The organism is Streptomyces asiaticus, assembly GCF_018138715.1.
In the GTDB taxonomy this organism is placed as follows: Bacteria; Actinomycetota; Actinomycetes; order Streptomycetales; family Streptomycetaceae; genus Streptomyces; species Streptomyces asiaticus.
In genome coordinates this window covers 8,238,905-8,264,709 of record NZ_JAGSHX010000006.1, presented here as the reverse complement: position 1 = coordinate 8,264,709, position 25,805 = coordinate 8,238,905, and the positions used below count along the sequence as shown (strand labels likewise).

24 protein-coding genes are annotated in these 25,805 nt (G+C 72.0%); 15 read left to right on the top strand and 9 right to left on the bottom strand.

Annotation, left to right across the window (positions count from 1 at the left end; genetic code table 11):
* Nucleotides 1-30: 30 nt before the first annotated feature.
* The 3 genes from KHP12_RS43310 to KHP12_RS43300 all read left to right on the top strand — a co-directional run bounded on the left by KHP12_RS43310 (nt 31) and on the right by KHP12_RS43300 (nt 3,461).
* Nucleotides 31-852 carry an LURP-one-related family protein gene (locus tag KHP12_RS43310; protein ID WP_086885373.1) on the top strand — a complete coding sequence of 274 codons (822 nt, stop codon included), beginning with the start codon at nt 31-33 and terminating at the stop codon, nt 850-852.
* 4 nt (nt 853-856) lie between these two features.
* Nucleotides 857-2,137, top strand: a complete 1,281-nt coding sequence (locus tag KHP12_RS43305) for an N-acetylglucosamine kinase (protein WP_372455270.1) — start codon at nt 857-859, stop codon at nt 2,135-2,137.
* A gap of 325 nt (nt 2,138-2,462) precedes the next feature.
* Nucleotides 2,463-3,461, top strand: a complete 999-nt coding sequence (locus KHP12_RS43300) for a sirohydrochlorin chelatase family protein (protein WP_086883821.1) — start codon at nt 2,463-2,465, stop codon at nt 3,459-3,461.
* Between the two features lie 85 nt (nt 3,462-3,546).
* Here KHP12_RS43300 and KHP12_RS43295 read toward each other — a convergent pair whose 3' ends face one another.
* Entirely contained in the window at nt 3,547-4,581 is a 1,035-nt protein-coding gene (locus KHP12_RS43295; RefSeq protein ID WP_086883822.1) for a lactonase family protein, read from the bottom strand.
* A 155-nt stretch (nt 4,582-4,736) separates the two neighbouring features.
* On the opposite strand from KHP12_RS43295, the gene KHP12_RS43290 reads away from it, so the two are divergent.
* Both KHP12_RS43290 and KHP12_RS43285 read left to right on the top strand, forming a co-directional pair.
* Nucleotides 4,737-5,417, top strand: a complete 681-nt coding sequence (locus KHP12_RS43290) for an HAD family hydrolase (protein WP_086883823.1) — start codon at nt 4,737-4,739, stop codon at nt 5,415-5,417.
* Nucleotides 5,418-5,532: 115 nt separating this feature from the next.
* Nucleotides 5,533-6,474 (top strand): D-alanyl-D-alanine carboxypeptidase family protein, encoded by a 942-nt coding sequence (locus KHP12_RS43285; RefSeq protein WP_086883824.1) that lies wholly within the window; start codon nt 5,533-5,535, stop codon nt 6,472-6,474.
* Between the two features lie 72 nt (nt 6,475-6,546).
* On the opposite strand, the gene KHP12_RS43280 is transcribed toward KHP12_RS43285, so the two are convergent.
* Entirely contained in the window at nt 6,547-7,977 is a 1,431-nt protein-coding gene (locus KHP12_RS43280) for a DUF1996 domain-containing protein (protein ID WP_086883825.1), read from the bottom strand.
* Between the two features lie 315 nt (nt 7,978-8,292).
* Between KHP12_RS43280 and dacB the strand changes: the two genes are divergently transcribed.
* Nucleotides 8,293-9,636 carry a D-alanyl-D-alanine carboxypeptidase/D-alanyl-D-alanine endopeptidase gene (gene dacB / locus KHP12_RS43275; RefSeq protein WP_086883826.1) on the top strand — a complete coding sequence of 448 codons (1,344 nt, stop codon included), beginning with the start codon at nt 8,293-8,295 and terminating at the stop codon, nt 9,634-9,636.
* 30 nt (nt 9,637-9,666) lie between these two features.
* Here dacB and KHP12_RS43270 read toward each other — a convergent pair whose 3' ends face one another.
* Genes KHP12_RS43270 through KHP12_RS43260 form a run of 3 tightly spaced genes read right to left on the bottom strand, consistent with a single transcriptional unit; the run spans nt 9,667 to nt 11,782 of the window.
* Nucleotides 9,667-9,891: a hypothetical protein gene (locus tag KHP12_RS43270; RefSeq protein ID WP_210609024.1), complete on the bottom strand. Its 225-nt coding sequence runs from the start codon at nt 9,889-9,891 to the stop codon at nt 9,667-9,669.
* Nucleotides 9,888-10,547 carry a response regulator gene (locus tag KHP12_RS43265; RefSeq protein ID WP_086883827.1) on the bottom strand — a complete coding sequence of 220 codons (660 nt, stop codon included), beginning with the start codon at nt 10,545-10,547 and terminating at the stop codon, nt 9,888-9,890. Before KHP12_RS43265 ends, KHP12_RS43270 begins: the two co-directional genes overlap by 4 nt.
* Nucleotides 10,520-11,782 (bottom strand): sensor histidine kinase, encoded by a 1,263-nt coding sequence (locus KHP12_RS43260; protein ID WP_211834989.1) that lies wholly within the window; start codon nt 11,780-11,782, stop codon nt 10,520-10,522. The genes KHP12_RS43265 and KHP12_RS43260 overlap by 28 nt, the downstream gene beginning before the upstream one ends.
* A gap of 193 nt (nt 11,783-11,975) precedes the next feature.
* Between KHP12_RS43260 and KHP12_RS43255 the strand changes: the two genes are divergently transcribed.
* Together KHP12_RS43255 and KHP12_RS43250 are read left to right on the top strand one after the other, a co-directional pair.
* Nucleotides 11,976-12,713: an ABC transporter ATP-binding protein gene (locus tag KHP12_RS43255; protein ID WP_086883828.1), complete on the top strand. Its 738-nt coding sequence runs from the start codon at nt 11,976-11,978 to the stop codon at nt 12,711-12,713.
* Nucleotides 12,707-15,172: an FtsX-like permease family protein gene (locus KHP12_RS43250; RefSeq protein WP_086883829.1), complete on the top strand. Its 2,466-nt coding sequence runs from the start codon at nt 12,707-12,709 to the stop codon at nt 15,170-15,172. Before KHP12_RS43255 ends, KHP12_RS43250 begins: the two co-directional genes overlap by 7 nt.
* Nucleotides 15,173-15,196: 24 nt before the next feature.
* Here KHP12_RS43250 and KHP12_RS43245 read toward each other — a convergent pair whose 3' ends face one another.
* Complete coding sequence (locus KHP12_RS43245) at nt 15,197-15,616, bottom strand: YjbQ family protein (RefSeq protein ID WP_086883830.1); 420 nt, start codon at nt 15,614-15,616, stop codon at nt 15,197-15,199.
* A gap of 101 nt (nt 15,617-15,717) precedes the next feature.
* Here KHP12_RS43245 and KHP12_RS53645 point away from each other — a divergent pair, with 101 nt between their 5' ends.
* From KHP12_RS53645 to KHP12_RS43225, 5 genes are all read left to right on the top strand, one after another.
* Complete coding sequence (locus KHP12_RS53645) at nt 15,718-15,801, top strand: putative leader peptide (RefSeq protein WP_350203233.1); 84 nt, start codon at nt 15,718-15,720, stop codon at nt 15,799-15,801.
* 121 nt (nt 15,802-15,922) lie between these two features.
* The gene (locus KHP12_RS43240) at nt 15,923-16,732 is read left to right on the top strand and encodes an ABC transporter permease (protein ID WP_086883831.1); all 810 of its coding nucleotides are present in this window, start codon (nt 15,923-15,925) and stop codon (nt 16,730-16,732) included.
* The gene (locus tag KHP12_RS43235; protein ID WP_086883832.1) at nt 16,705-17,496 is read left to right on the top strand and encodes an ABC transporter ATP-binding protein; all 792 of its coding nucleotides are present in this window, start codon (nt 16,705-16,707) and stop codon (nt 17,494-17,496) included. Before KHP12_RS43240 ends, KHP12_RS43235 begins: the two co-directional genes overlap by 28 nt.
* A gap of 140 nt (nt 17,497-17,636) precedes the next feature.
* Entirely contained in the window at nt 17,637-18,671 is a 1,035-nt protein-coding gene (locus KHP12_RS43230) for an ABC transporter substrate-binding protein (RefSeq protein WP_086883833.1), read from the top strand.
* Nucleotides 18,672-18,760: 89 nt separating this feature from the next.
* A complete protein-coding gene (locus KHP12_RS43225; RefSeq protein ID WP_086883847.1) occupies nt 18,761-19,225 on the top strand; it encodes an ATP-binding protein in 465 nt (154 codons plus the stop codon).
* Nucleotides 19,226-19,274: 49 nt separating this feature from the next.
* On the opposite strand, the gene KHP12_RS43220 is transcribed toward KHP12_RS43225, so the two are convergent.
* On the bottom strand, nt 19,275-20,057 hold the full coding sequence (locus tag KHP12_RS43220) for a TetR/AcrR family transcriptional regulator (protein WP_086883834.1): 783 nt from the start codon (nt 20,055-20,057) through the stop codon (nt 19,275-19,277).
* A 164-nt stretch (nt 20,058-20,221) separates the two neighbouring features.
* On the opposite strand from KHP12_RS43220, the gene KHP12_RS43215 reads away from it, so the two are divergent.
* A complete protein-coding gene (locus KHP12_RS43215) occupies nt 20,222-21,445 on the top strand; it encodes a DUF418 domain-containing protein (protein WP_211834511.1) in 1,224 nt (407 codons plus the stop codon).
* Between the two features lie 116 nt (nt 21,446-21,561).
* Here the strand turns inward: KHP12_RS43215 and KHP12_RS43210 are convergent, their stop codons facing one another.
* Entirely contained in the window at nt 21,562-22,080 is a 519-nt protein-coding gene (locus KHP12_RS43210) for a lytic polysaccharide monooxygenase auxiliary activity family 9 protein (RefSeq protein ID WP_086883836.1), read from the bottom strand.
* Nucleotides 22,081-22,354: 274 nt separating this feature from the next.
* Nucleotides 22,355-25,114, bottom strand: coding sequence for an FAD/NAD(P)-binding protein (locus KHP12_RS43205; protein WP_211834510.1), 2,760 nt, complete (start codon nt 25,112-25,114; stop codon nt 22,355-22,357).
* Between the two features lie 220 nt (nt 25,115-25,334).
* Between KHP12_RS43205 and KHP12_RS43200 the strand changes: the two genes are divergently transcribed.
* A complete protein-coding gene (locus KHP12_RS43200; RefSeq protein ID WP_086883838.1) occupies nt 25,335-25,799 on the top strand; it encodes an RrF2 family transcriptional regulator in 465 nt (154 codons plus the stop codon).
* Nucleotides 25,800-25,805: the final 6 nt, after the last annotated feature.

Genomic DNA, 25,805 nt, shown 5'->3' with positions numbered 1-25,805 from the left:
TCCAGGTGGGCCAGGGGTAGTCTGCCCGCCATGACATCACCTACGAACACCCCTCCGGGCTGGTACGCCGACCCCCAGGGCGCACCGAACCAGCTGCGCTGGTGGGACGGTGCCCAGTGGACCGCCCATACGCACGCCGGCCAGCCCGGACAGCCCCCACCGCAGCAGGCCGCCGCGCCCAACCACAACCCCGGCAAGGTCCAGCACCAGGTGCAGCAGCAGGCACATGTGGGACCCGTGGCGGGCGGCAGCGGCACGCTGTTCACCGAACCGGTGCTGGTGGTGAACCAGAAGGCCAAGCTGATCGAGCTCACCAATGAGTACAGCGTCTTCGACCAGCACGGGCGCACCATCGGTTCGGTGGTCCAGGTCGGCCAGAGCACGCTGAAGAAGGTCGCGCGGTTCGTCACGAGCCTCGACCAGTTCATGACGCATCGGCTGGAGATCCGCGACGCCAACGGGCAGCCGCATCTGGTACTCACCCGGCCCGCGAAGTTCGTGAAGTCCAAGGTGCTGGTGACCCGTCCGGACGGACAGCCGGTCGGTGAGATCGTCCAGCAGAACGTCTTCGGCAAGATCAACTTCGGCATCCTCGTCAACGGCCAGCAGGTCGGCGCCATCAAGGCGGAGAACTGGCGGGCCTGGAACTTCGCCATCGTCGACCATACGGACAGCGAGGTCGCCCGGATCACCAAGACCTGGGAGGGCCTGGCGAAGACGATGTTCACGACGGCGGACAACTACGTCCTCCAGATCCACCGCCAGCTGCCCGATCCGCTGCTGAGCCTTGTGATCGCCACGGCCCTCACCGTGGACACGGCGCTCAAGCAGGACTCGCGCGGATTCGGCTGAGCCGGTGACCGATACGGTGCCCGACACCGCGGCGACGCATGTGCTCGGGATCGATTCGGGCGGCTCGGGCGTACGGGTGGGGGTGGCCCGCGCGAACGCCTACGGCGGCTCCGCCGCGCAGAACCCACTGACCGGGTCCCCGACGCCCATGTCGTCCACGCCGCTGGGGTGGTCCTCGCCGCCGCTGGGGTGGTCTTCGCCGCCGCTGACGTGGTCCTCGTCCACGCCCGCCGTCGTCGGCGCCCGGGGCATCGACGCGGAGGACCTGCTGGCGCGGGTGCTGCCCGCCGCCCGGGAGCTGTTGCGCGAAGCCGGGGCCCGGCGCCTCGGCGCGGTCTGCGTCGGCGCGGCGGGCATGGCCACCCTCGGCGACGATCTGCGTGCCAGGCTCCCGGACGCGCTCGCCGACGCCCTGGGCGTACGGCGACTGGCCCTGGCGGCCGACGCGGTGACCGCGTACGCCGGGGCGTTGGGCCAGCGCCCCGGCGCGGTGGTCGCCGCGGGGACGGGGCTGATCGCGCTGGGGGCGGTGCCGGAGGGGGCCGCGAAGGGCTTGGGCGTCGCGTCCGACCCGGATGACGCGTCCCGTACGGGCAATGCGCCCAGCACGGGCGGTGCGTCCAGGACGGGCAGTGCACCCGGCACGGGCGGGGTACCCAGCGCTGGCGGTACGTCCAGCACGGACGCCGCATCCGCCGCGGACGCCGCCGCCCCGGGCGGGGACACCCGCTGGGCCGCCACCGGCTGGCGGCGGGCCGACGGGTGGGGCCATCTGCTGGGCGACTGCGGCGGCGGTGCGTGGATCGGCCGGGCGGGCCTGGAGGCGGCGATGCGCGCGTACGACGGGCGCGACGGCGGCTCGAAACCGCTGCTGGCCCGTCTGGAAGCGGTCTTCGGCCCCGCGACCGGGCTGCCGGGGAAGCTGTATCCGCGCCCCGACCGCCCCGCCGTCCTGGCCTCCTTCGCCCCCGAGGTGGGCCGGTGCGCCGCCGAGGACCCGGTCGCGGAGGCGATCCTGCGGACCGCCGCCCGCCATGTCGCCGAGGCCGCGGAGGCGGTCTGCCCCCGGCTGGAGTCGAGCGAGGTGGCGCTCACCGGCGGGCTGTTCCGCATGGGCGCGCCGCTGCTGACGCCCGTGCGCGAGGAGCTGGCGGCGCGGCTGCCCGGGGTCCGGGTCACCGAGGCGGCCGGGGATCCGCTGGACGGGGCGCTGTGCGTCGCGGCGGCGCTGGCGGCGGACGAACTGCGACTGCCGCGGGACCCGGCGCTGCTCAGCGTCGTCTGAGCCCACGCTCCGTACGGAAGACGACGCGGGCACGACGCGGAACGCCCAACGCAGGACGCCCAACGCGGGACGCCCAGCACGCTACGCCCAACACAGGACGCCCGACATGGGACACCCGATACGGGCGTCCCATACAGGTGCCCACTACACGGCGACCCATATCGAACGCCATGCCCGATCATTCCGGACACATGACTGATTCTTCGACCAAGTATGGCTGCTGAGCGCACATCAACACACAACACCGGTCGACAGAGTGGGACATATGCCCCCAGTCACCCCCTCCCGAACAGCCGAGCCCATTGAGCGACTAACATGCGGCGCCATGAGCTCCCCCACAGGGCCCGCGTCCGGCCTGCCTGTACGAATGCCGCGTCCCCGCCAGTCCGGACGGCACCGCCGACCGGAGCCCGCCGCCGTACCTCTCGGCGCGCCTCCGCTGGTGCTGGCCGTCCCCGGTGCGCCGAATGACGGTGCCCGGCGCCTGGCCGAGGAGCTCCTGAGCATCGCCCGTTCCGAGATGCCCGGGCTCGACGCCCAGATCGGTTTCCTGGACGGCGACGGCGAGGAGTTCCCGCAGCTCGAGGCGGTGCTCACGCGCGCCGCCCAGGAGAACCCCGAGCGTCTGCGGCAGGCGGCCGAGGCCGCCAAGGCCCTGGCCGACGAGGCGGCGGAGGCGATCGCCGCGGCCGAGGCCGCGGGCGAGGTCGTCGACGAGGTCCCGCCCGTCCCCACGGTGCCCACGGACGGCCCGGCGGCCGTCGTGGTCCCGCTGCTCGCGGGCCCGGACAGCGGCCAGCTGCGCCGGATACGCCAGGCCGTCATGAGCAGCGGCTCGGCGGCCGAACTCACCGACGTCCTCGGCCCGCATCCGCTGCTCGCCGAGGCCCTGCACGTACGTCTGTCGGAGGCGGGCCTGGCCCGCGCCGACCGCGCCCGGCTCTTCACGGTCGCGACCGCCGCGGACGGCATCATCCTCGCCACGGTGGGCGGCGAGGAGGCGGCCCAGGCCGGTGGCATCACCGGCATGCTGCTCTCCGCGCGCCTCGCGGTGCCGGTGATGGCCGCCGCACTGGACGAGGACGGGGCCGTCCTCCGCGTCGCCGATCAGCTGCGCTCGGCCGGCTCCGCGCGGCTCGCCCTCGCGCCGTACCTCATCGGCCCGGAGGTCTCCACCGAGCTGATCTCGGCGGCGGCCGAGGAGGCGGGCTGCTCGGCGGCCGAGGCGCTGGGCGACTACCCGGCCGTGGGCAAGCTGGCGCTGGCGAAGTACGCGGCGGCGCTGGGCATCACGCTCCAGCAGGCGTCCCCGGCGATGCGCTGACGCGGCGGGCGAGGAACAACGGACGACGAGTGGGGGGCGGTGACCACAAGGTCACCGCCCCCCACTCACATCAACCGGACGAACGTCACCCGAAGACCACACAGGACGCCGCCGGAGCCGGAACCGAACCCCCACGACGCGGCACCCCGCTCGACGGATCGATGTCGAACCAGGTGACATCGCCCGAGCGCTCATTGGACGCATAGAGCCGTCGTCCCGACGGGCCGAGCGTCAGATCGCGCGGCCAGTGGCCACCGCAGGGCGTGGTGGTGACCAGCTCCATGCGGTCGCCCGGAGCGTCGAGGGCCAGCGTCGCGATGCTGTCGTGCCCGCGGTTCGCGGCCCACAGGAAGCGGCCGTCCCCGGAGACCACGACCTCGGCGGGGTAGGTCTCGACGTCCGTGCCCTCGGGCACCACACGGGTCTCACCGAGTGGCTCCAGAACGCCGGACGCCGCGTCCCAACGGCACGTGGTGATCGTCGGATCGAGCTCGTTGATGACATACGCGCGGTCGCCCCGCGGATGGAACGCCAGATGGCGCGGACCGCTCCCCGGCCGCAGCCGGACCTCACGATGCGGACGCGGCCCGGGCAGCGCGTACACCCGCACCGCGTCGATCCCCAGGTCCACGGCGAGCAACCAGCCACCCGACGGATCGGCCGCCACGGCATGAGCATGCGGCCCCTCCTGCCGCTCCGGATTCGGCCCACTGCCCTCATGCCGCAGCACGGCCACCGCCTCCCCGAGCCGGCCGTCCTCCAGCACCGGCAGCGCCGTGACACTGCCGGACCCGTAGTTGGCCGTCAGCAGCTGCCCCCCGGCAAGCGCCAGATGAGTAGGCGCCGCACCGAGCACCGGCACGGGCTCTCCGATCAACGAGGGCGGATCCTGCCCGACATCCAGAGCCGCGGCCGCCCCGTCATCGGTCTCACTCACCGCGTACAGCACCCGCCCACCGGGCGCGACCGCCAGATAGGACGGATTGACGACCGCATCCGTGGAGTTCCGGATCCGCAGCGCCCCCGTCTCATCATCCACATCGGCCACGGTGACCCCGGCACCACCCTCCGAGGTAAACGACCCGATATACGCCCGCCACCCACTCCCTGTCACACCCACCGCACTACCCTTCCGCCGACTCCGGTTCGGTATCCGCTCGGGGCCGACGCTAACAGAGCGGTCTAGACCAACACGCCGTCACACGGGCCCTCGGCGGGCACGGCGTACGCGGAGTTCCGGCGATAGGGCGAGCGAACTCTTGGCATGCTGTCCCCATGAGCACCATGCCCGCCGTGATCTTCGACCTGGACGGCACGCTAGTGGACAGCGAGCCCCTCTACTACGAGGCGGGGAGGCGGACCCTGGAGCGGTATGGGGTCGTCGGCTTCAGTTGGGAGGAGCATACGCAGTTCATCGGGATCGGGACGCGCGAGACGCTGGAGACGCTGCGCGAGCGGTACGGCATCGAGGCGCCCGTGGAGGAGCTGCTCGCCGTCAAGAACCGGCATTATCTGGAGCTGGCGGCCACGACCGAGATCTTTCCCGAGATGCGGGCCTTCGTGGAGCGGCTGAGGGATGCCGGGCATCCGCTGGTCGTGGCCTCCGGGTCGTCGCGTTCCGCGATCGAGACCGCGCTCAAGGCCACGGGGCTGGACGCGCTGCTGCCCGGCTATGTGTCCGCGGAGGACGTGGGCCGTGGCAAGCCGGAGCCGGATGTGTTTCTGGCCGCGGCGCGGCTGCTGGCCGTCGAGCCGGGGCAGTGTGTGGTGGTCGAGGACGCCGGGCCCGGGGTGGAGGCGGCGCGGCGGGCCGGGATGCGGTGTATCGCCGTGCCGTACGCGGGCGGGCCGTCTCCGGACGGGGAGCTGTTCGCCTCCGCGGGGCTGCTCTTCCGGGGCGGGCAGCCGGAGTTCGACGCCCGGCGGGCCTATGAGTGGGTCACCAGCGGTAGTTGACGCCCCCCCGACCGGTTGTGGTCGGCACCCCGGGCCGCGGCCACCATCCCTCCAGTGAGACGATGCGCGCATGCCCGGACATTCACCGGCATGTCATAGGAGAGACGGAGGGCGTATGGAAAGACGTGGGGGTAAGGCGATCCGCCGCTGGGGAACGGCGGCCATCGCCTCGGCGGCGGCCTTGGCGGTCGCCGTGCCGGCGACCAGCGCGCAGGCCACCGAGGCCGTGCGGGGGCCGTCGGGGGTCAGTGCCAAGGGCGCGTATCTGCTGGACAACGGCACCAACAAGCAGCTGTGGGCCAAGGCGGCGGACACCAAGCGGCCGATGGCGAGCACCACGAAGCTGATGACGGCGATGGTGGTGCTCGACAGCCGGGGGCTGGATCTCAACAAGAAGGTCTCCGTCAAGCAGTCGTACATCGACTACACCGCGCGCGTCGGTGGCAGCAAGGCGGACCTCCAGAAGGGGGACAAGCTCACCGTCAAGCAGCTGGTGTACGGGCTGCTGCTGCCGTCCGGCTGTGACGCGGCCATGGCGCTCGCCGACACGTTCGGCACGGGTGACACCACCGCCAAGCGCACCAAGTCGTTCATCGCGCAGATGAACAAGAAGGCGTCCGCGCTGGGGATGACCAGGACCCACTACGACACCTTCGACGGCATCTCGGAGGGGGGACAGAACTACACCACGCCGCGCGACATGGCCAAGCTGGCCAGGCACGCGCTGGGCAACGCCACCCTCAGCACGGTCGTGAAGTCCGTCGACACCATCCAGAAGGCCCCGGCCGCCAACGGCAGGACCCGGACGTACTACTGGAACAACACCAACCGGCTGCTCGGCTCGTACAGCGGCACGATCGGCATCAAGACGGGCACCGGTACCGCGCCCGGCAGGTGCCTGGTCTTCGCCGCGAAGCGTGACGGACGCACCGTCGTGGGCGTGATCCTCAACGCGCCCAAGCGCTACCCGGACGCGAAGAAGATGCTCGACTGGGCCTTCCGGGCCAACACCCAGGTGACGTGGCGGCAGCTGCCCAAGGGCACGCCCCAGGACTGAACCACACATGGGCGGTGCCCCGGCCGGAATCTGAAATCCGGCCGGGGCACCGGGCCCTGCGGGCAGCGGCTGTCAGCCGCACTTACGCCCGGTGTTGATGCACTTCACGGCCTTCTTCATCAGCGAGTCGGACATCACGTTGATGAAGTCGCCGTGATCGGTCACCGGCTTGTGGAGCTGCTCGGGGAAGCTGTCGACCGCGAAGAGCGAGCCGGGTGCGACCTTGTAGGTGATCCGCTGGATCAGCTGCGGGATGGCTTTGAACCCCTTGGCGCACGCGCCGTTGGCGTCCGCGAACGCCACATGGGTGCGGTGGTTCGCGCTGTCGGCGTTCTTGCCGTCCCAGCAGCTCTGGAACTTGAACGTACGGACCACCTTGCTGCCCTTCGGGCAGAGCGGGTACTTGTCCTTCAGCTGCCGGTTCTCGAAGCCGGTGCAGCTCCAGGAGGCGTTGGCGTTGGCCGTGCCGTTGGTGAAGGCCTTGGCGTCGCCGGTGATGATGCGCAGGAACTTGGGCATCGCCACGACCTTGGACACCGCGCTGCCACGGAAGGTGATCGACGCGGTGGCCGGCCGCAGGATCTTCCCGATGTTGCCCTCGGTGCCGCCGCCGGGCGCGTCGGCGTCGACCTCCTTCGTCCCGTCCTGTTGCCGCAGGACCGGCCAGTAGTGGGTGGAGCGGTCGCCGTTGGTGCAGGTGGTCCCGGCGGCGGCGAGGCTGTCGTTGGTGGAGAAGGCGTCGGTGTCGCGGTTGCCGACGTAGTCGTGCATGTGGTGGGCGCCGTTGGACACACCGGGGGCGACGATCACGTTGTCCGAGTTGAAGTGCTTGTTCTCATTGCGTCCGCAGCGCGATGAGAAGGTGCCGCGGGAGGCGTTGCCCCGTGTGCGGGGGTTCTTGACGTTCGGCTTCACCTTGCGGATGTCCACGAAGTCCGCCCGCACCGGGCCCGACTGCGCCTGGCCGCCCGCGGCCGGAGCGGCGGGGGCGGCCGTTCCCGCGGCGGGGGTGGCGCCCGCCGAAGCCGCGGCAGGTGCGGCGGCGGGGTTGGGCGCCTCCTGCACGGTGCAGGACGCCATCGTGTCCAGGCCGGACGGGCGGCTCGCCACCCGGTCGATCTCGTTCCCGATGCGGTTCAGCGCGCCACGCCGCTGGGCGGTCAGCGGCTCCAGCACCCGGGTGCGCACCCAGTCCCGGTCGGCGCCTGGACCGCGCGCGGCCAACTGCTTGTAGGCGTCGGCCACCTGGCTGTCCATCGTCGCCAGTTCCTTGTCCACGGTGGGCCGCGCCTGCTGCGGCACACTCGCCAGCCGGGTCGCGGCATCCGGGCACTTGACGGTCATGGCCATCCGCGCCGACGTCTGCTGCCCGGCCGACTGGCGGGCGGCGGAAGCATCGTTGTCGGTCATCAGGAGAGCCCCGCCGCCCACGGCCAGTGCGGTCACTCCGACCACGGTCAGCCCGATGACCCTGGATCGCTTGTGTCTCTTCTTGTTCCTCATCCTTCGCCCCTCATCGGCAGTCTTCATACGCCGGGGACGCCTTGCCCTCGGCCACGTCGGAGCGCGCTCCCCCACCCGTCCCGGAGTGGAGGGCACAGCCCGACGCCGATGGATACGGACGGCGGGGCGATCGTTCTCAACGGTGGTCGCAACATCTCGTAAATAGCCGGAGGAGTCGGTGCAGGGATGTATCTCCCCAGTGGCTTCACCACATGTCCACCGACTGGCGGGACGGAGCCGATCAGTCGCGGTTAAAGTGTGTGCTTCGCTCTACCAGCCCTGTTGTCCCTCCTACGCGCCCGCGGAGCCCCCCACATGTCCAGCGCGACCTCGTCCACCGGGCGTCATCGCAAAGCCAAGCCCATGAGTCTCGCGGTCCGCCGCGCGTTCATCATCGCCGCCGTCCCGGTCACCGGTGCGTTGCTGTCCGCTCCGTCCGCGCTCGCCGCCGACAAGAGCACCAAGACCACCACGACGGCCCAGTCCGCGGCCGCCGACGGGCTGGACCCCGCCGAGCAGCGGATCGCGGAAAACCTCAACACCCGCGCGCAGAACCCGAGCCTCGGCGACACCTTCAGCGGCATCGTGCTGGACTCCGCGTCCGACAAGGTCATCTGGGGGCATGACGCCGACACCGCGCTGATGCCCGCGTCCAACGCCAAACTGGCCACCGCCACGGCGGCGTTGACCGTGCTCGGCCCCGAGCACCGGTTCACCACCAAGGTGGTCTACGGCGACGGCACACTCACCCTCATCGGCGGCGGCGACCGCATGCTGACCACCGCCGATCTCACCGAGCTCGCCAAGACGGCCGCCGCCGGGGTGAAGCTCGGGGGTCTGGACTCGGTGAAGGTCCGCGTCGACGACAGCCTCTTCCCCGAGCCGACCCTCGCCACCGGCTGGAACGACTCCTACTACGACGACCAGGTGTCGCCGGTGCGCTCCCTGGTGGTGGACGGCAAGCTGTCCGCGGACACCTCCATCGACGCGGGGAAGGTCTTCGCCCAGCAACTCGCCGACCAGGGCGTCACCGTCGACGGCGAGGTCACGCGCGGCACGGCCTCGGCCACGGACGTCCCGGTGGGGCAGCACCTGTCCCCCACGCTGTCCGAGACGATCAAGAAGATGCTCAAGAAGAGCGACAACGACATCGCCGAGACGGTGCTGCGCATGACCGCGCTCGGCGCCGGCCGGCCCGCCACCTACGAGGACGGCACGGCCGTGGTGCGGGACGTCCTCAGCCGCCACTACGGGGTCTCGATGGCCAACTTCGAGATCCACGACGGCAGCGGGCTCTCCCGCGCGGACCGCATCCCGGCGCGGACCGTGGCGGACATCCTCGACCTGCTCACCGATCCGCGCTACAGCGGGCTGCTGCGCTCCATCGACGAGGGCCTGCCGGTGGCGGGCGAGGCGGGCAGCACCCTGGGCCCCGAGTGGGGCCGCTTCGACACCGCGGACTCCCAGTGCGCCGTCGGCCGGGTAAAGGCCAAGACGGGCACGCTGACCGGCGCCATCGCGCTCAGCGGTCTGACGAAGGCGGAGGACGGCCGGTGGAAGGTCTTCTCCTTCATCGAGAACCAGTCCTCCGCCGACCCGGCCGCCACCAAGGACACCCTCGACGGCCTGGCCGCCACGGTCAACGGCTGCTGGGCGTAGCCGCACAACCCGAGTCCCCGGCCGCGTGGGTCATCCGGCGGTGGCCCGCATGGCCGGGGACTCCGGGTGGAACTGCTCGACGCGGTCGCGCCTGGTGTACATGTCCCAGTAGTGCTCGGCGGGGTCGTCCGGGTCGGCGACCGGGAAGTTCGCGAGCGCTTCGGCCTCTTCGGCCGCGGCCGGCTCCGCCATCTCGCTGCGCTCGATCAGAGCCCCGCGACAGCCGGGCCGGTTCCCGGTCGTCCTCCGTGTCACGCCCGCAGGTAGGCGAGGACCGCCAGCACCCTGCGATGGGTCTCCTCCGCCGGCGGAAGGTCCAGCTTGGTGAGGATGCTGCCGATGTGCTTGCCCACGGCCGCCTCGGACACCACCAGCGCACGGGCGATGGCACCGTTCGACTTGCCCTCCGCGATCAGCCCCAGCACCTCCCGCTCCCGCGCGGTGAGCCGCTCCAGCGGATCGCGGCGTCGGCGCAGCAGCTGCCGCACCACCTCGGGGTCGACCACGGTGCCACCGTCCGCGACCTCGCACAGGGCGGCCACGAAGTCCGCCACCTGGCCGACCCGGTCCTTCAGCAGGTAGCCGACGCCCGTGCCGTCACCGGAGTCCAGCAGTTCCGAGGCGTACGTCCGCTGTACGTACTGGCTGAGGACCAGGACGGGCAGCGTGGGCCGCTGCTCGCGCAGCCGCACCGCCGCGTGCAGCCCCTCGTCCTGGAACCCCGGGGGCATCCGCACATCCGTCAGGACGATGTCGGGAGCGTGCTCCTCGACCGCGGCGAACAGTGCGGGAGCGTCGCCGACGGCCGCGACGACGTCGTGCCCGCAGCGGCCGAGCAGCCCGATGAGCCCCTCCCGCAGCAGCACACTGTCCTCGGCCAGTACTACGCGGAGCGGTCGGTCCGTACGCAAGGGATCTCCACACGCAACAGGGTCGGTCCGCCCGGCGGGCTGGACAGGGAGATTCTGCCATCCAGCGCCGAAACCCGGTCCGCGAGTCCGGTCAGGCCGGTTCCGGCGCGGGCGTCCGCACCGCCCCGGCCGTTGTCGCGCACCTGGAGGAACAGCCGTCCGTCCCGGTGTCCTCCGCTCACCTCCGCGCGGCTCGCCCCGCTGTGCCGGGCGGCGTTGGTGAGGGCCTCGCGGACGACGAAGTACGCGGCGGCCTCGACCGCTTGGGGCAGCCGTCCGGACAGGGCCAGATCCACGTCCACGGGGATCGCGGAGCGGTCCGCGGCGTCGGCGACGGCCGCGGGGAGGCCGTGGTCCGACAGCACCTTGGGGTGGATGCCGCGGATGAGTTCGCGCAGCTCCGCGAGCACCTCGTCCGCCTCCTCCTGGGCCCGCGCGAGCTGATCGGCGACCGGCCCAAGAGGTGCGTCCAGGCGGGCCAGGCCGAGCGTCATCGTCAGTCCCACCAGCCGCTGTTGGGCCCCGTCGTGCAGATCGCGCTCGATGCGCCGCCGTTCCGCCTCGAAGGCGTCCACCAGCCGGAGGCGGGAACGGGTCAACTCGACGACACTCGTGCCCAGTTCGGCCTCGCGCGGAGCGATCAGCAGACGCGTCAGTCCGGCCCGGGCGCCCGCCACCACCCCCAGGGCATAGGCGCCCAGCATCAGGAGCACCACACCGAGGACGGCGATGCCGAAGGCCACCGGCCAGGTGGTGACCGTCCACTGCTTGAGCACCTTCGCCTCCTGGCCGCCGCCGACCGTGGCCATCAGCAGCGGCGTCGTAACCATGGACAGCGGGCAGAGCAGGGCAACGGCGACGACGAGCGCGTCGACCGGCCACAGCAACACCGCGAAGAGCAGGGCGTGGCCCAGCTCCCGCCACGTCGCCTGCTCCCTCATGCGCGTGGTCAGCCAGGCCCAGAGGCCATGGGCGAGGGGCGCCCGGTGCGGATCGACGGCGGGATCCGCGTCGATCAGGCGCATCCGGTGGCGCTCCACCCAGGCCACCGGGATTCCGGCGAGGGCCGCGAGGACGAGCAGCGGGATCCCCACCAGCACGACGGTGAGAACGGCTCCGGCCGCCGCCGTGGCCGCGATCAGCACGAGCGCGGCGCCACCGGTCACGGCTCCGGTGAGCAGGTATCCGGCGGAGCGCCACGGCCACGACGACAGCAGGAAGCCCGGTCCGGACATGGCGTGCCACACGTTCCGCGAGTGCATGGAGGTCACCGTAGAAGGCCCCGGGCCGCAGGTGCCATCGGTCCAGGGAGTCCTTCGAGGGTATGCCTGGCCCTACCTCAGGTCTCGCCCCTGCCGTACTGCGGCGCCATGTCCCCGCGCGGTTTCGTGAGGTCACCGAGAAAGCGACACCGCGGAGTGGGGACAGATGGACAACGACGTGATCCAGTTGCGTTCCGTCAGCAGACGCTACGGTTCAGGGGATGGCGCGGTGACGGCGCTCGACGATGTCTCGCTGTCGTTCCCCAGGGGAACCTTCACCGCCGTCATGGGCCCCTCGGGATCCGGCAAGTCCACGCTGTTGCAGTGCGCCGCGGGGCTGGACCGTCCCACATCGGGGTCGGTCACCGTGGCCGGGACCGAGCTGACGAGGCTGAGCGAGACCGGGCTGACCCTGCTGCGCCGCCAACGCGTCGGGTTCGTGTTCCAGGCGTTCAACCTGCTGCCGTCCCTGACCGCGGAGCAGAACGTGACGCTGCCCCTGCGCCTCGCCGGCCGCCGCCCCGCCAAGGCCCGGGTGCGTGAGGTGCTCCAGCAGGTCGGGCTCGGCGGACGGGCGCGGCACCGGCCGGCGGAGCTGTCCGGTGGCCAGCAGCAGCGCGTCGCCCTGGCCCGCGCCCTGATCACCCGGCCCGATGTGCTCTTCGGCGACGAACCGACCGGCGCCCTCGACTCGCGGACCGGCCGTGAGGTGCTGACGTTGCTGCGTGGCATGGTCGACGGCGAGGGCCGGACGATCGTCATGGTCACGCACGACCCGGTGGCCGCCTCCCGCGCCGACCATGTGCTCTTCCTCGTCGACGGGCGGGTGAGCGGCGAGTTGGCCGGGGCCGGTGCCGACACCATCGCCGCGCACATGGCCACGTTGGAGGCCGTGCCGTGCTGAGCGTCGTCCTGCGCACCCTGCGCACGCGCTGGGCCACCTTCGCCGGCAGCTTCGTCGCCCTCGCGCTGGGCGTCGCGCTGACCGCGGTGATGGGCCTGGCGCTCGCCTCGTCCCTGGACGCGCCCGACCGCGGACCGGAGCGGTTCGCCGCCGCGCCGGTCGTGGTCAGGGGAGCCGACACCCTGCGGGTGGCCACCTCGGCCGGTGTCCAGGTCCGGAAACTCGCACATCCGCGCGCCGTGCCCGCCGGGACCGTCGCGAAGCTGCGGCGGCTCGGCGCCGTCGTCATGGACCGGTCGTTCGCCGTACGGGCGCGGGGCGGACCGGACGACCTGGTGGGGCACCCCTGGTCAACCGCCGCCTTCGCCCCGTACCGGATCGACGCGGGACGCCCGCCCCGCGCGGCCGACGAGGTCGTGGTCAGCGGGGACTGGGCGAGGCCGGGGAAACGCGTACGGACCGACCGCGGCACCGTGCGGGTCGTCGGAACCGTCGCGGCGCGCGGCTTCGAGAACGCCGTCTTCTCCACCGACGCGCGCGCCGCCCGGCTGTCACCGATCAGCGTCCAACTCGTCGTGGACGCCGACCCGGCGGCCGTACGCGAGGCGGTGCGCGGCAGCGACGGCGTCCGGGTCCTCACCGGGCAAGGGCGCCGCCAGGCCGACCCCGACCCGGACCGGGACCGCGAGGCCCTCGCGGCGATGAACGCGATGTTCGGCACGGCCGGGGGTGTCGCCGCCTTCGTGTCGGTGTTCGTGGTGGCCTCCACCTTCGCGTTCGCGGTCGCCCAGCGGCGCCGGGAGTTCGGGCTGCTGCGGGTGGCGGGGGCGACCCCGGGCCAGATCCGCCGGATGGTCTTCGCCGAAGCGCTCGTGGTGGGTGTGCTCGCCTCGGCCACCGGCTGTCTGCTCGGCGCGTACGGCGCGCCACGGCTGGCCCGCCGGGTGGCCGACGGTGGCCTCGCGCCGCGCGGGTTCACCATCGGCGACCACATCTGGCCGTACCAGCTGGCGTTCTGGACGGGGCTGTGCGTCGCGCTGTGCGGCGCCGCGGCCGCGTCCTGGCGGGCAGGCCGCACCGGCCCCGCCCAGGCGCTGCGCGAGGCGTCCGCGGACACCACGACGGGCGGGACGATGACCTGGGGCCGCTGGCTGTCCGGCCTGGCCCTGCTGGTGACCGCCGTCGTGACACTGTGCCTGAGCCTGCTCACGGACCCCGGCGACCTGCTGCACCGGAAGACCTATGTGAGCCGGCCGATGCTCCTGATCACCGCGGTCGCGCTGCTCGCGCCGGTGGCGGTGCGCCCGCTGACCCGGCTGATCGCCTGGCTCCCGGCCCGGCTGCCCGGTGCCGGCGGCATGCTGGTGCGGGAGAACGCCGCCGCCGGTGTGCGCCGTACGGCCGCGATCGCGGCGCCCGTACTGGTCACGGTCGCCCTCGCCGGTTCGCTCCTGGGCGCCACCGCGACGCTGAACCGGGCGCGGGCCACCGAGACCCGTCAGCGGACGGCCGCCGACTTCGTCATCACCCCGGCCGGGGGTACGGGCTTCGATACGGCGACGCTGCGCAGGCTGCGCGAGGTGCCCGGCGTCGAGGTGTCCGCGACTTCGTCGAGCGCCGTCTACGTCCTGGAGGACGGCGGGTCGCTCCTCGAGTCCGAGGCCCGCGCCGCCGACCCCGGCCCGCTCGCCGCCACGTCCCGGTTGCCGGTCGAGGCCGGGAAGGCGAGCGATCTCGAGGACGACTCGATCATCGTCAATGGCGAGTGGCAACGCCACACCGTGGGCGAGCGGGTGCGGGTGTGGCTCGGCGACGGCACGGAGAGATCGCTGCGGATCGCCGCGGTGATGGCCACCGGCACCGGCGGCAACGGCGTCTACGTCACCCCGCGCAACGCCCCGGGCGCGACCGTGGACCGGGTCGACATCGCCCTCGCGCGCGGCGCCGACGCGGACGCCGCGGCCACCGGGCTGCGTGCGGCGGTGCGCACCACCGGCGGCCACCTCTTCACCAAGGACCAGTGGGTGAAGGCGAGTCACCCCGGGACGAACCGCACGACCTGGCTCGGCTTTCTGCTGGTCCTCGGCATCGCCCTCCTCTACACGGGCATCTCGGTGGCCAACACCATGGTGATGGCGACCTCCGACCGCGTCCGCGAACTGGCCGTGCTGCGCCTGGCCGGAGCCACCACCTGGCAGGTGCTGCGGCTGGTGGGCGCCGAGGCGCTGACGGTGGTCGCGGTCGGCGCGGCCCTGGGCCTGCTGGTCACCGGGCTCAACCTGGCGGGCATGTGGAGTGCCCTGGCCCTGCTGTCGGTGCGGACCACGATCGACGTCCCCTGGACGCCCATCGGCGCGGCCGTGGCCGCGTGCGCGGTACTCGCCGTGGTGTCGTCGGTCGCCCCCGCCGCGTTCGCCCTGCGCCACCGGGCGGTGACACTGGCGGGCCTGCGGGAGTGACCACCTCGGCCACGTCACCCCACGTCAGCCCAGGAAGCTCAGCCGCACCTGACGGTCGGGGTTGTCCCGGTTGGTGTCGACCAGGCACACCGACTGCCAGGTGCCCAAGGCCAGCCTGCCGCCGATGACCGGAATGGTGGCGTGCGGGGGTACGAAGGCGGGGAGGACGTGGTCGCGGCCGTGGCCGGGGCTGCCGTGGCGGTGGCGCCAGCGGTCGTCGGCGGGGAGGAGGTCGCGGAGGGCGGCGAGCAGATCGGTGTCGCTGCCGGCGCCCGTCTCCAGGATGGCGATCCCGGCCGTGGCGTGCGGGACGAAGACGTTGAGCAGGCCATCGCCGCCGTCCGCCACCTCGCGCAGATACGCCTCGCAGTCGGCGGTGAGGTCGGCGACGGTCTCGGTGGATCCGGTGGTGACGCTGATGGTGTGGGTACGGAATGTGCTCATGGAACCATCCTGATACGCCGTCGCGTAAAACTCCCGCAACAAAGGTCCGAGGGGCAAGACACCGTTGACCGGTTCCGGACGTCCTCGCTAGCTTCGAGGGCATGTCTACGTCAGCCCTGCTCACCACGCGCGGTCATATCGACCTGCTGCGGGTGGCGTCCGCCGCGTGTCCCGGCCTCCGCTGACCTTTTCTCCCTCCCCCCTTCTCGCCTCCCCCTCGCCTCGGACCCGTTCCGCCGTACCGTGCTGATCGTCGTGTCGTACGGCGTACGGGGGCGTCGAGGCGTACCCCTTTGTGGAGCCCCCATGTCCCCGGTTCTCGAACCGGTCGTGCCGCTCTCCGCGCGCCGCCGCACCGTGCCGCGATGGCTGCGCCGTACGACCGGACCCCTTCTGCTGCTGGTGCTCTGGCAGGTGTCCAGCGCCACCGGTGTGCTGCCCTCCGACACCCTGGCCTCCCCCGGCACCATCGCCGGTACCGCCTCCGACCTGCTCAAGGACGGCACCCTCCCGCACGCCATGCTGGTGTCCGTACAGCGGGTGCTGATCGGGCTGGTGCTCGGCGGTGTCATCGGCATCTCGCTCGCGCTGGTCTCCGGGCTCTCCCGGCTCGGCGAGGACCTCGTCGACGCGACCGTGCAGATGCTGCGCAGCATCCCCTGGGTCGGCATGATCCCGCTGTTCATCATCTGGATGGGCATCGGCGAGGCCCCGAAGATCGCGCTCATCGCGCTGGGCGTCACCTTCCATCTCTATCTGAACGTCTACGCGGGCATCCGCGGCGTGGACGCCCAGCTCATCGAGGCCGGGAACTCGCTCGGGCTCGGCCGCTGGGGGCTGATCCGCCATGTGGTGCTGCCCGGGGCGCTCCCCGGCGCGATGACCGGGCTGCGCTACTCCCTCGCCACCGCCTGGCTGGCGCTGGTCTTCGGCGAGACCATCAACGCCGATGACGGGATCGGCTTTCTGCTCAACCGCGCACGGGAGTTCTTCCAGACCGATGTGATCGTGGTCTGCCTGATCGTCTACGCCGCCCTCGGCCTGCTCGCCGATTTCATCGTCCGCACTCTGGAGAGGCTGCTGCTGCAATGGCGACCGAACTTCACCGGCAAGTGAACTCCCCGGCGAAGGATTTGGGGAAGGGGGACGGGAGCGGCGATGCCGCGGTGCGGGTGCGCTCGCTGACCCGCTCGTTCGACGGCCGCGCGGTCATCGACAACCTCGAACTGGACATACCGGCGGGCGAGTTCGTGGCGCTGCTCGGCCGCAGCGGCTGCGGCAAGTCCACACTGCTGCGGGTGCTCGCCGGGCTGGACCGGGAGATCGAGGGCGAGGTGCTGGTGCCGCGCCGCAAGGCCGTCGCCTTCCAGGCACCCCGGCTGATGCCCTGGAAGCGGGTGTGGCGCAATGTGCTGCTCGGGCTGGACGGCCGCCCCGGGCGGGCCGTGGCCGAGCGGGCGCTGAAGGAGGTCGGTCTCGGCCATCGCGTCGACGCCTGGCCCAAGACACTCTCCGGCGGTGAGGCCCAGCGCGCCTCGCTCGCCCGTGCGCTGGTGCGCGAGCCCGATCTGCTGCTGCTGGACGAGCCGTTCGGCGCGCTGGACGCGCTCACCCGGATCACCGCCCAGCAGCTGGTGGCCGAGCTGTGGCAGCGGCGCGGCTGCGCGGTGCTGCTGGTCACGCATGACGTGGAGGAGGCGCTGCTGCTCGCCGACCGCGTCCTGGTGATGGACGGGGGCGTCATCGCGCATCAGATCCGGGTGGACCGGGACCGGCCGCGCGACATCGCCGATCCGCTCCTCGCTGAGCTGCGCACCGAGCTGCTGGACCGGCTGGGTGTGAAGGCGCCCGAACCGGCCGCCGTCCACAAGGTCGCCTGAAGCCGCCCGGTTCCTCCCGAACCGCCCGGTTCCTCCCGAACCGCCAGGTCCATCCCGAACCATCAAGTCCAGCCCCGAATCCCTCCAGAACTTCCCGTACTTCCCGTACTTCCCGGATCTCCCGAACGGACCCCGCTGACATGAGACGGCGTATCGTCCCCGCCCTGTCCCTCCCCCTCGCCCTGCTGCTGTCCGCCTGCGTCAGCTCGCACGCGCAGAACAACTCCGGCTCCTCCGGCAACACCGACGGCAAGGGCGATGTGACCCTCAACGTGGGTGACCAGAAGGGCAATGACGAGGCGGTGCTGCGCGCCGCCGGGCAGCTCAAGAACCTCCCGTACAAGATCAAGTGGTCGACGTTCACCTCCGGCCCGCCGATCCTGGAGGCCGTGAGCGCCAAGGCCGTGGACATCGGCGGGGTCGGCAACACCCCGCCGGTCTTCGCCGCGGCCGCCAAGTCCCACATCAAGGTCGTGGCCGCCAAGCACGGCACGTCCGACGGGGAGGCGATCCTGGTCAAGAAAGGGTCGCCGGTGAAGAGGACGGCCGACCTCAAGGGCAAGTCGGTGGCGGTCGCGCAGGGCAGCTCGGCCCATTACCAACTGGTCGCCTCGCTCGCCAAGGCCGGGCTCTCGATCAAGGACGTCAAGGTCAGCTTCCTCCAGCCCGCCGACGCGCTGGCCGCCTTCAGCCGCGGCAAGGTGGACGCCTGGGCCGTCTGGGACCCGTACACCTCCCAGGCGCTGCGCCAGTCCGACGCGCGGGTCCTCACCACGGGCCGGGGCGTGGTCAACGGCCTCAACTTCCAGGTGGCCAACCCCTCCTCCCTCGAGGACGAGAAGAAGGTCAAGGCCGTCAAGGACTATCTCGGGCGGCTGCGCCGGGCCCAGGACTGGGTGTACAAGCACCCCGAGGAGTGGGCCAAGGTGTGGGGCAAGGAGACCGGGCTGCCGTACCAGGTGGCGCTGGACTCGGTGAAGCGGACCAACGGCACCCGGGTGAACGTCGCCGTCGACAAGCCCGCCATCGCCTCCGAGCAGGAGATCGCGGACACCTTCGCGAAGCTGAAGCTCACCCCGCGCCGCTTCTCGTTCGCCGACTATGTCGACACCCGTTTCAACGGCGGTCTCCCGCCCTCCACCTCCGCACCGCGCACCTACGGAAAGGGATCCTGAGGACGCCCCTTTTCGGGAGCGCCGCATCGGGTAAGCGCGTGGAAACCGCCAACCGCGCGATACATACCCGATGAAAAGAGGTGAGCGTCATGCACACCGCCACGGCCCAGCGGACGGCCGCCTCGCCGTCCGCGGTGCGGGAGACTCTGGAATGCCGCCCCGAAGCGGCCGCGCACGCACGACATCTCACCAGCACCCTTCTGGAAGGACTGCGTCCGGCGCCCGGTCAGGGCGCCGCCGACGCGGTGATGCTGGTCGTCTCGGAGCTGGTCACCAATGCCGTACGGCACTCGGGCGGCCGGTTCTGCTCACTGCGCGTGTCGGCCGACCCTGATGCCATCACCATCGCCGTCGGCGATGCCAGCCGTGTACCGCCGCGCCGGCGCGCTCCGGATGTCCGCGGCGAGACCGGTGGTTTCGGCTGGCAGATGATCAGCGGCATGGCCACGGCCACGACCGTCAGCGAGGAGCCGGGGGGCAAGACCGTGACCGCGGTCATCGCCCGACGAGGACGGATGTCGGGACGTGCCACAGCCTCCGCGACACCGGGTTGACCCGCTCCGTGCCCTCGCGTGACGTCACCGCCCCCTGTCCCGTCCCGTTCTAGCCCGTCCCCGCCCGCGCACGATCCACCGCCACAGCGATCCCGTCGAGGACGCGTTCCAGCCCGAAGACGAAGTCATGGTCGGTCGCCGGGTCGTCGTACGCCCCCTCGGGCGCCGACTCGAACAGGCCCGACGAGAACAACAGCGCCACCTGCGGAAATCGGTCCGGGGTGATGAGCCGCGCCAGGGTCCTGCCGTAGGCCCGCTCGGTCTCCTCCTGGCTCAGGCCCGTTTCGCTCCTGCCCTGCGCGTGTTCCTGGGACAGCAGGGAGGCGTGGCGCACATAGCCGCTGAGCAGGGTCAGACTGCCGACCTTCGCGGCCCAGTCCAGCTCCGTGCCGCTCAGCGCGCTCAGGCCCGCCTCCATCCAGGCGATCTCATGAGGCCCCATCGGCGGCCCCGCGATGGGGAGGCGGGGGAGCCAGGGCCGGTCGTGGTGGACCAGCCGCTGGGCGACGGTCCACTGCCGTAGCCCCTCACGCCACCGGTCCGGCGCGGTCTCGACCTCGGGCGGAGAGCCGAGCGCCAGGTCCCGCATGAGGACGAGGAGCTCGTCCTTGGATCCCACATGGCGGTAGAGGGACATCGGGGAGACGCCCAGCTCCTTCGCGATCTTCGGCAGGGTCGCGCCCGTCAGCCCGTCGCGGTCCGCCAGTTCCACCCCCGTCCGTACCACGCGCTCGGTGTCGAGCGCGGCGGGCCGGCCGAGGCCCGAGGCCGGGACCGGGAGCCGCCACAGGCGGGCCAGCTCGGCGGGCGCCTCCTCCTGCTCGGCCGACATCGCGCTTCTCCTTCTCGTGCCTCGATTGCTCACCGGGTACATCATGGCCTACCGCCACTTAGTATCTACCATATAGATTATTGCTTATACTAAGCCCGGGCGGCGAGGGCTCGCCCATGCCCCTTGCCCGCTGGGCCCTCATGTCAGGACGGAGAGAGATCCAGGTGACAGCCACAACGCAGTCCCACGCCCCGGGCCCCGCACGGGGCCCTGTCCGCCGGACCGAACGGGCCCTGGCCCCCGATCTGGCGCGGGGCTCCATGCTGCTGTTCATCGCGCTCGCGAACGCCGCGGTGGCCGCCTTCGGCAACCAGCCGGGCGCCGAGGCGTCGCCACACGGCTGGGAGCGCCCGTTCAACCTCTTCATGTTCGTCTTCGTGCACGCCCGCGCCTATCCGATGTTCGCCGTGATGTTCGGCTACGGGCTGGTGCAGCTCACCCGCAGACAGGACGCGGAGGGGTCCGGGCCCGGCGCGGCCCGCTCGGTGCTGCTGAAGCGCAACGCGTGGCTCGTCGCCTTCGGCCTCGTCCATGCCGCGTTGCTCAACTTCGGTGATTTCCTCGGGGCTTACGGCATCGTCGGCATCGTCTTCACCCTGCTGCTCCTGCGCCGCGGCGAACGTGTGCAGCGCGTCGTGCTGTGGCTGTGGGGGTGCACGGCGGTGTACGCCGCCGCCCTGGCGGCCGTGGCCGGGTACCGCGCCACCCACAGCGGCCCGGGATCCGCCGCCGTACCGACGGACGATGTCGATTCCCTCTCGGCCCCCGACTACCTCACCTCCGTGACCGACCGGCTCCGCGAGTGGCCGATCCACACGCTGACCGTGCTGGGGTTCATCGTGATCGTCTGGCTGGGCGCGTGGGCCGCGCGGCGCGGCATCCTGGAGGACCCGGCCCGCCACCGGCGGCTGCTGGTCCGCACCGCCGTGGTCGCACTCGGCGCGGCCTTCGCGGGCGGGGTGCCGATCGGCCTGGTCAGCGGCGGATTCGTCCATGTCGACGACGCCACAGCGGACGCGTTCCTGAGCCTGTACGAAGTGAGCGGCCAGTTCGGCGGCCCGGGATATGTGGCGCTCTTCGGGCTCCTCGCCCTGCGCCTGTCGAAGACCCGCTCCGCCTCGCGGCGGAAGCTTCCCGTGGAGGCGCTGGCGGCTCTCGGCCAGCGGTCACTGAGCGGCTATCTGTTCCAGTCCCTCGCGTGGGTGGTGCTGCTCTCGCCGTTCGCCCTCGCGCTCGGGGAGCGGACCGGCAGCCCGACGCTCGCCGCGTTTCTGAGCGCCGTCCTGGTGTGGCTCGCCACGGTGGCCGGGGCCCATTTCCTCCAGCGCCGGTCGCTTCCGGGGCCCGCAGAAAAGCTGCTGCGGAGGCTTACGTACGGCCCCCGATAGCCGGGCGCCACGCGCACCGCACACGCGGCGACGCCGAAGGCCGGCCGCCTCAGGGACGACCGGCCTCCGGTGTTCAACCGCCGATGTTCGAACCGCCTGCGTTCACCTGCCCGCGTTCAGCCGCCGATGTTCACATCGATGCAGGCGTAGAAGGCGTTGGCGGTGTCCGCGATGTTCCAGACCGCGAGCACCTTCTGCTTGCCCTTCAGGCTCCCGAAGTCCACCTGGTGAGTGACGGTCTCGCCCGGCTGCGCCCCGCCGTCGTTGACCTCCGCGACCTTCTGGCCGCCGACGAAGTACTGCCAGGTGTTGGTGGCGTGACGCGCGGTCAGTTTCCAGGTGAAGTCGGCCTTGGACGGGATGGGCGTGACCGCCCAGCCCTTGCCGTCGTCGTCGAGTTCGGAGAACTTCGCATTGCCACCGCTGCAACTCGTCAGTCCCTTGGGGCCTTCGACGCTCTGCGGCTCGTACTTGATGTCGCCGCAGGAGACGGTCCCGGCCGCACACTGGGCCTGGCGACTCGGCGGGGTGGAGATGTAGCCGTGCGCGCTCGCCTCGCTCGCGGGGAGGCTCAGAGCGATCATGGGGGCTATCCCCGCGCCGACGACAACCGCCAACTTTCGCTTCATGTTCATGCCAACTCCTTCACGGCGAGGCCCCACGCCAGACGGGAAGTCCTTGCCGAAGGTGAGGATGTGGGGGGATGTGGGGGGTGGCTGCACGGAGCGCTGCACGGGCCGCAAGGGGCGGCCGTGAATGAGCGCCGCACTAGGTCTAGACCATACCCGCTGTCCGTTCACGGTCAAGACATCGGACGGAAGTGGTCTGGTCCACTGTCATCCCCTCACATGTCACCGCCCCGGCCCGGGGATCGGGGCCGGGGCGCGCACCAGCCGGTACGGCGGGTGGTCAGGAGGAGAGGGCCGTCAGCCGTCGCCGGTCATGGGGCGAGGAACGGCGGTCCAGCCGCTCCTCCAGGCGATCCCGGGCCGCCTCACACCGGCCCGCGGACACCAGCGCGTGCAGCAGGGCCTCCTCCACGATCTCGCGCTGCGCGGCGCTGCCGCCCACACCGGGGAGCCGTGGCAGGAGGCGCTCCAATCCACGCGCCGCGTCGGTCCAGCGCTCTTCCAGGATGTCCTCGAACGCCGCGCACAGCGGCGCGATGACACTTCGCTGCACCTCATCGGCGCGCAGGGCGTGAACCCGCAGCCGTCGCAGCCCCGGCAGGTCGTCCGCGGCGGTGAGGGCGATGGCGGCGTGCAGCGCGACGAACGCGGTGGCCGGACGCTCCAGGACGTCCGCGGGCGCCGTGTCCAGGACGTCGCCGATCGGGAGCGGGCCCTGCCACGCACCCGCCAGCCGGGCGCGCCACAACAGGGAGCCGGAGTCGACCAGGGCGCGGACCCCGTACACCTTCCCGGGCGACAGCTGCTCCGCCCACCGGCGGCGCACCGCCGCCGTGTCCTCGAGGGCGAGTTCGTGCAGGGCGGCGTGCCAGGAGAAGTGGGCGCGGTGTGCTCCGCCGCGGCCCTGGTGGGCCAGCCATCGCTGAAGTCGCTCACGGCCCGTCCGGTGGTCGCCGGACTCGTAGTGCACATGGGCGAGGGCGTGCATGGCGTGGCCGGAGGCGGGTTCGGCGGCCAGGGCCCGCTCGGCCAGGGCTCCGGCCTCGTCGTAACGCCCCTGCTCCTGGCGCATGAAGGCGAGCAGGGAGGTGTGGAACCAGCCTTCCCCGTGCGCCGGGGCGGTGCGCTCGACCACGCGGAGCGCGGTGGTGCCGTCGAGATCGCGCAGACCGGAGAAGGCGATGGTGGGCACGGCGACGGCGAGCGCCAGCGCGTCGCCCGGGTACTCCTCCAGGTGGCGCAGGAGGGCGGCGTCGCCGTCCGCGGGTGGGTGCAGGACGCGGCGGGAGACGACGTCCACGAAGGAGCGTTCGAAAGTGTCGGCCCGCTCGCGCACCGCGCGCCGGGCGTCGGCCAGGGCGCGCGGGACGTCCACGTCGGCCCCGCACTCATGGCCGATGAGCGCGAGCGCGGCGTGGCCGAGGGCGAAGCCGGGGTCGAGCGCCACGGAGCGGCGGAGCGCCTGCGCGGCCCCGGTACGGACCTTCAGCAGCCGGTCCACGCCGAGGCGGTAGGCGGTGGCGGCGGCAGCGTGGGTGCTGAGGGGCATACCCGAGGTGTCCGTGGGCCGACGTGTCCGGCGCCGGGCCGGGCCGCCGGTGGCGGGGAGCGCGGGTGCCGTCCAGGGGTCGAGGACGGCCTCGGCGATGGTGGCGGCCTGTGCCCGGATCTCCGGGATGGCGGTGGTTTCCCACAACTCGCCACGGCGGGGCGCGCCGAGGGTCCACACCGGGCGTGTGGTGCCGCCGTCGGCGCCACGCAGCCGTCCGTGGTCGGTGGCGACGCCCATGCTGAGCGGGCCGGGCATCGCGGCGCCCTGGTCGAGCAGGCTCCGCCACAGCGGATCGGCCGTGTCGGAGAGCCGCAGGCCCGGACCCGTACAGTCCACCACCCAGCCCACCGGCAGCGTGCGCGGGCCGTCGGCCGTGGTGAGGGACACGGTCAGGGAGCCGTCGGGGCGTGCCGAGGCGGAGTCGAGCCGCCCCTGGTACGTCCGCATCCGCCGGGTGCGGCGCATGCGCCCGACCGCCTCGGCGGTGGCCGGGGGCATGCGGTGGCGGTGGGTGTTCCACAACGAGCCGTCCCGCTCCACGAACTCGGCTCGCTCCGCGGTGGACATCGATGCCCAGATCTCGGCCGTGACCGGGCGCAGTCCGTCCACCGCGGGCCGCCAGTCGCCGTGGGTACGCATGACGCGGCCGATGTGCTGACGTACCGCGGCCCGCAGCGCCGCCAGGGAGAGACCGTGCAGGGGCGTCGCACACGTGGCGGCGGGCAGCGGGTCCACCGCATGCGCCTGCGGCAGCCGTCCGCCACGGGACACGCCGTGCACCGTGCGGCCGGGGCGGTCGAGCGTCATGGCGAGGTCCACCGCGGTCAGCCCGGTGCCGACGAGGAGCACATCCTCCTTCCGCCCGTCCTGGAGGGCGGCGTCCAGTGCGCCCGGCGCCCAGGGGTCGGCGATGAAGCGGTCACTGCCACGCAGTTCCTCGGGGGCCCAGGCGGAGGTGGCGCGGGACGGCCCGGTGGCCAGCACCACGCGGTGCGCCTCGACGGTACGGCCGTCGGCGAGCTCCAGCCGGGCCCGCGGGTCCCCGCCGGGGAGAGTGGTCCAGTGGCAGCCGGTGGCCCGGGTGCGCAGTCGGCGGACGGTGACCACGCCCTGCGCCGCCATGATGGCCCGGCCCAGGGTGTCGGCGAGGTAGGCGCCGTAGCGGTAGCGCTCCGCGAAGTCGCCGCTCCGCACGCCCGGTTCGCCGTGGTGGCACAGCCACCGCACGAAGTGTCCGGGATCGTCGGGGTAGCAGCTCATCCTGCCCGCCACCACATTGAGGCGGTGGCGCCGGTCGAGGGTGGAGTAGGCGATGCCACGGCCGGCCTCCGGGGCCGGGTCGATCAGCAGGAGTTCGAACGGGACACGGCGGCGTGCCGCGGTCTCGCAGAGCTGGATCGCCACCAGCGCGCCGGCGGCCCCCGCCCCCACGACGGCGACGGTCCTCGTACACGGCCCTGATGTGCTACACGGCTCTGGCGATGCCATGTGATACCTCCTGCTTCCCCGGAACCGGCGGCGGAGCAGGAAAGGATCAATGCCCCGCTCACGCAACCGGTACCGTAGCCCTCTAAGTGCACCAATTCAATGAACTTGGTGAACTCATGGCGGAACAACGCGGCGACCTTGACCGCCACCAGGGTGGATGCCCAAGCCGGTGGTATGGGGCCCGACCCCATGAAACGGACGTGCGTGATAACTTGCCCTGGTGCGGATCACAGCCAAGTCGGACTATGCCGTCCGGGCGATGGCCGAACTGGCGGCCGCGGAGGGCTCACCCCTGACCGCCGAACAGGTGGCGACCCGGCAGGACATCCCCCTGCGTTTCCTCTTCGGCATCCTGCGCGAGCTGCGCCTGGCCCATCTGGTGCGCAGTGTGCGGGGCCCGGAAGGCGGATATCTGCTGGCGCGCCCGGCGAAGGAGATCACCCTCGCCGACGCGATCCGCGCCATCGACGGCCCGCTGGCCAACGTACGGGACGTGGGCCTCAGCGGTCTGGAGTACCCGGGAGCGGCGGCGGTGCTGCCGGATGTGTGGCGCGCGGTGCGGGCGAGTCTGCGGCAGGTGCTGGAGAAGACCACCTTCGCGGATCTGGCCGCCGGGGAGCTGCCCCCGCTGGTCCAGGAGCGGGCGCGCGAATACCTCGACGACGTACGCCACTACGACACGTGACGGGCC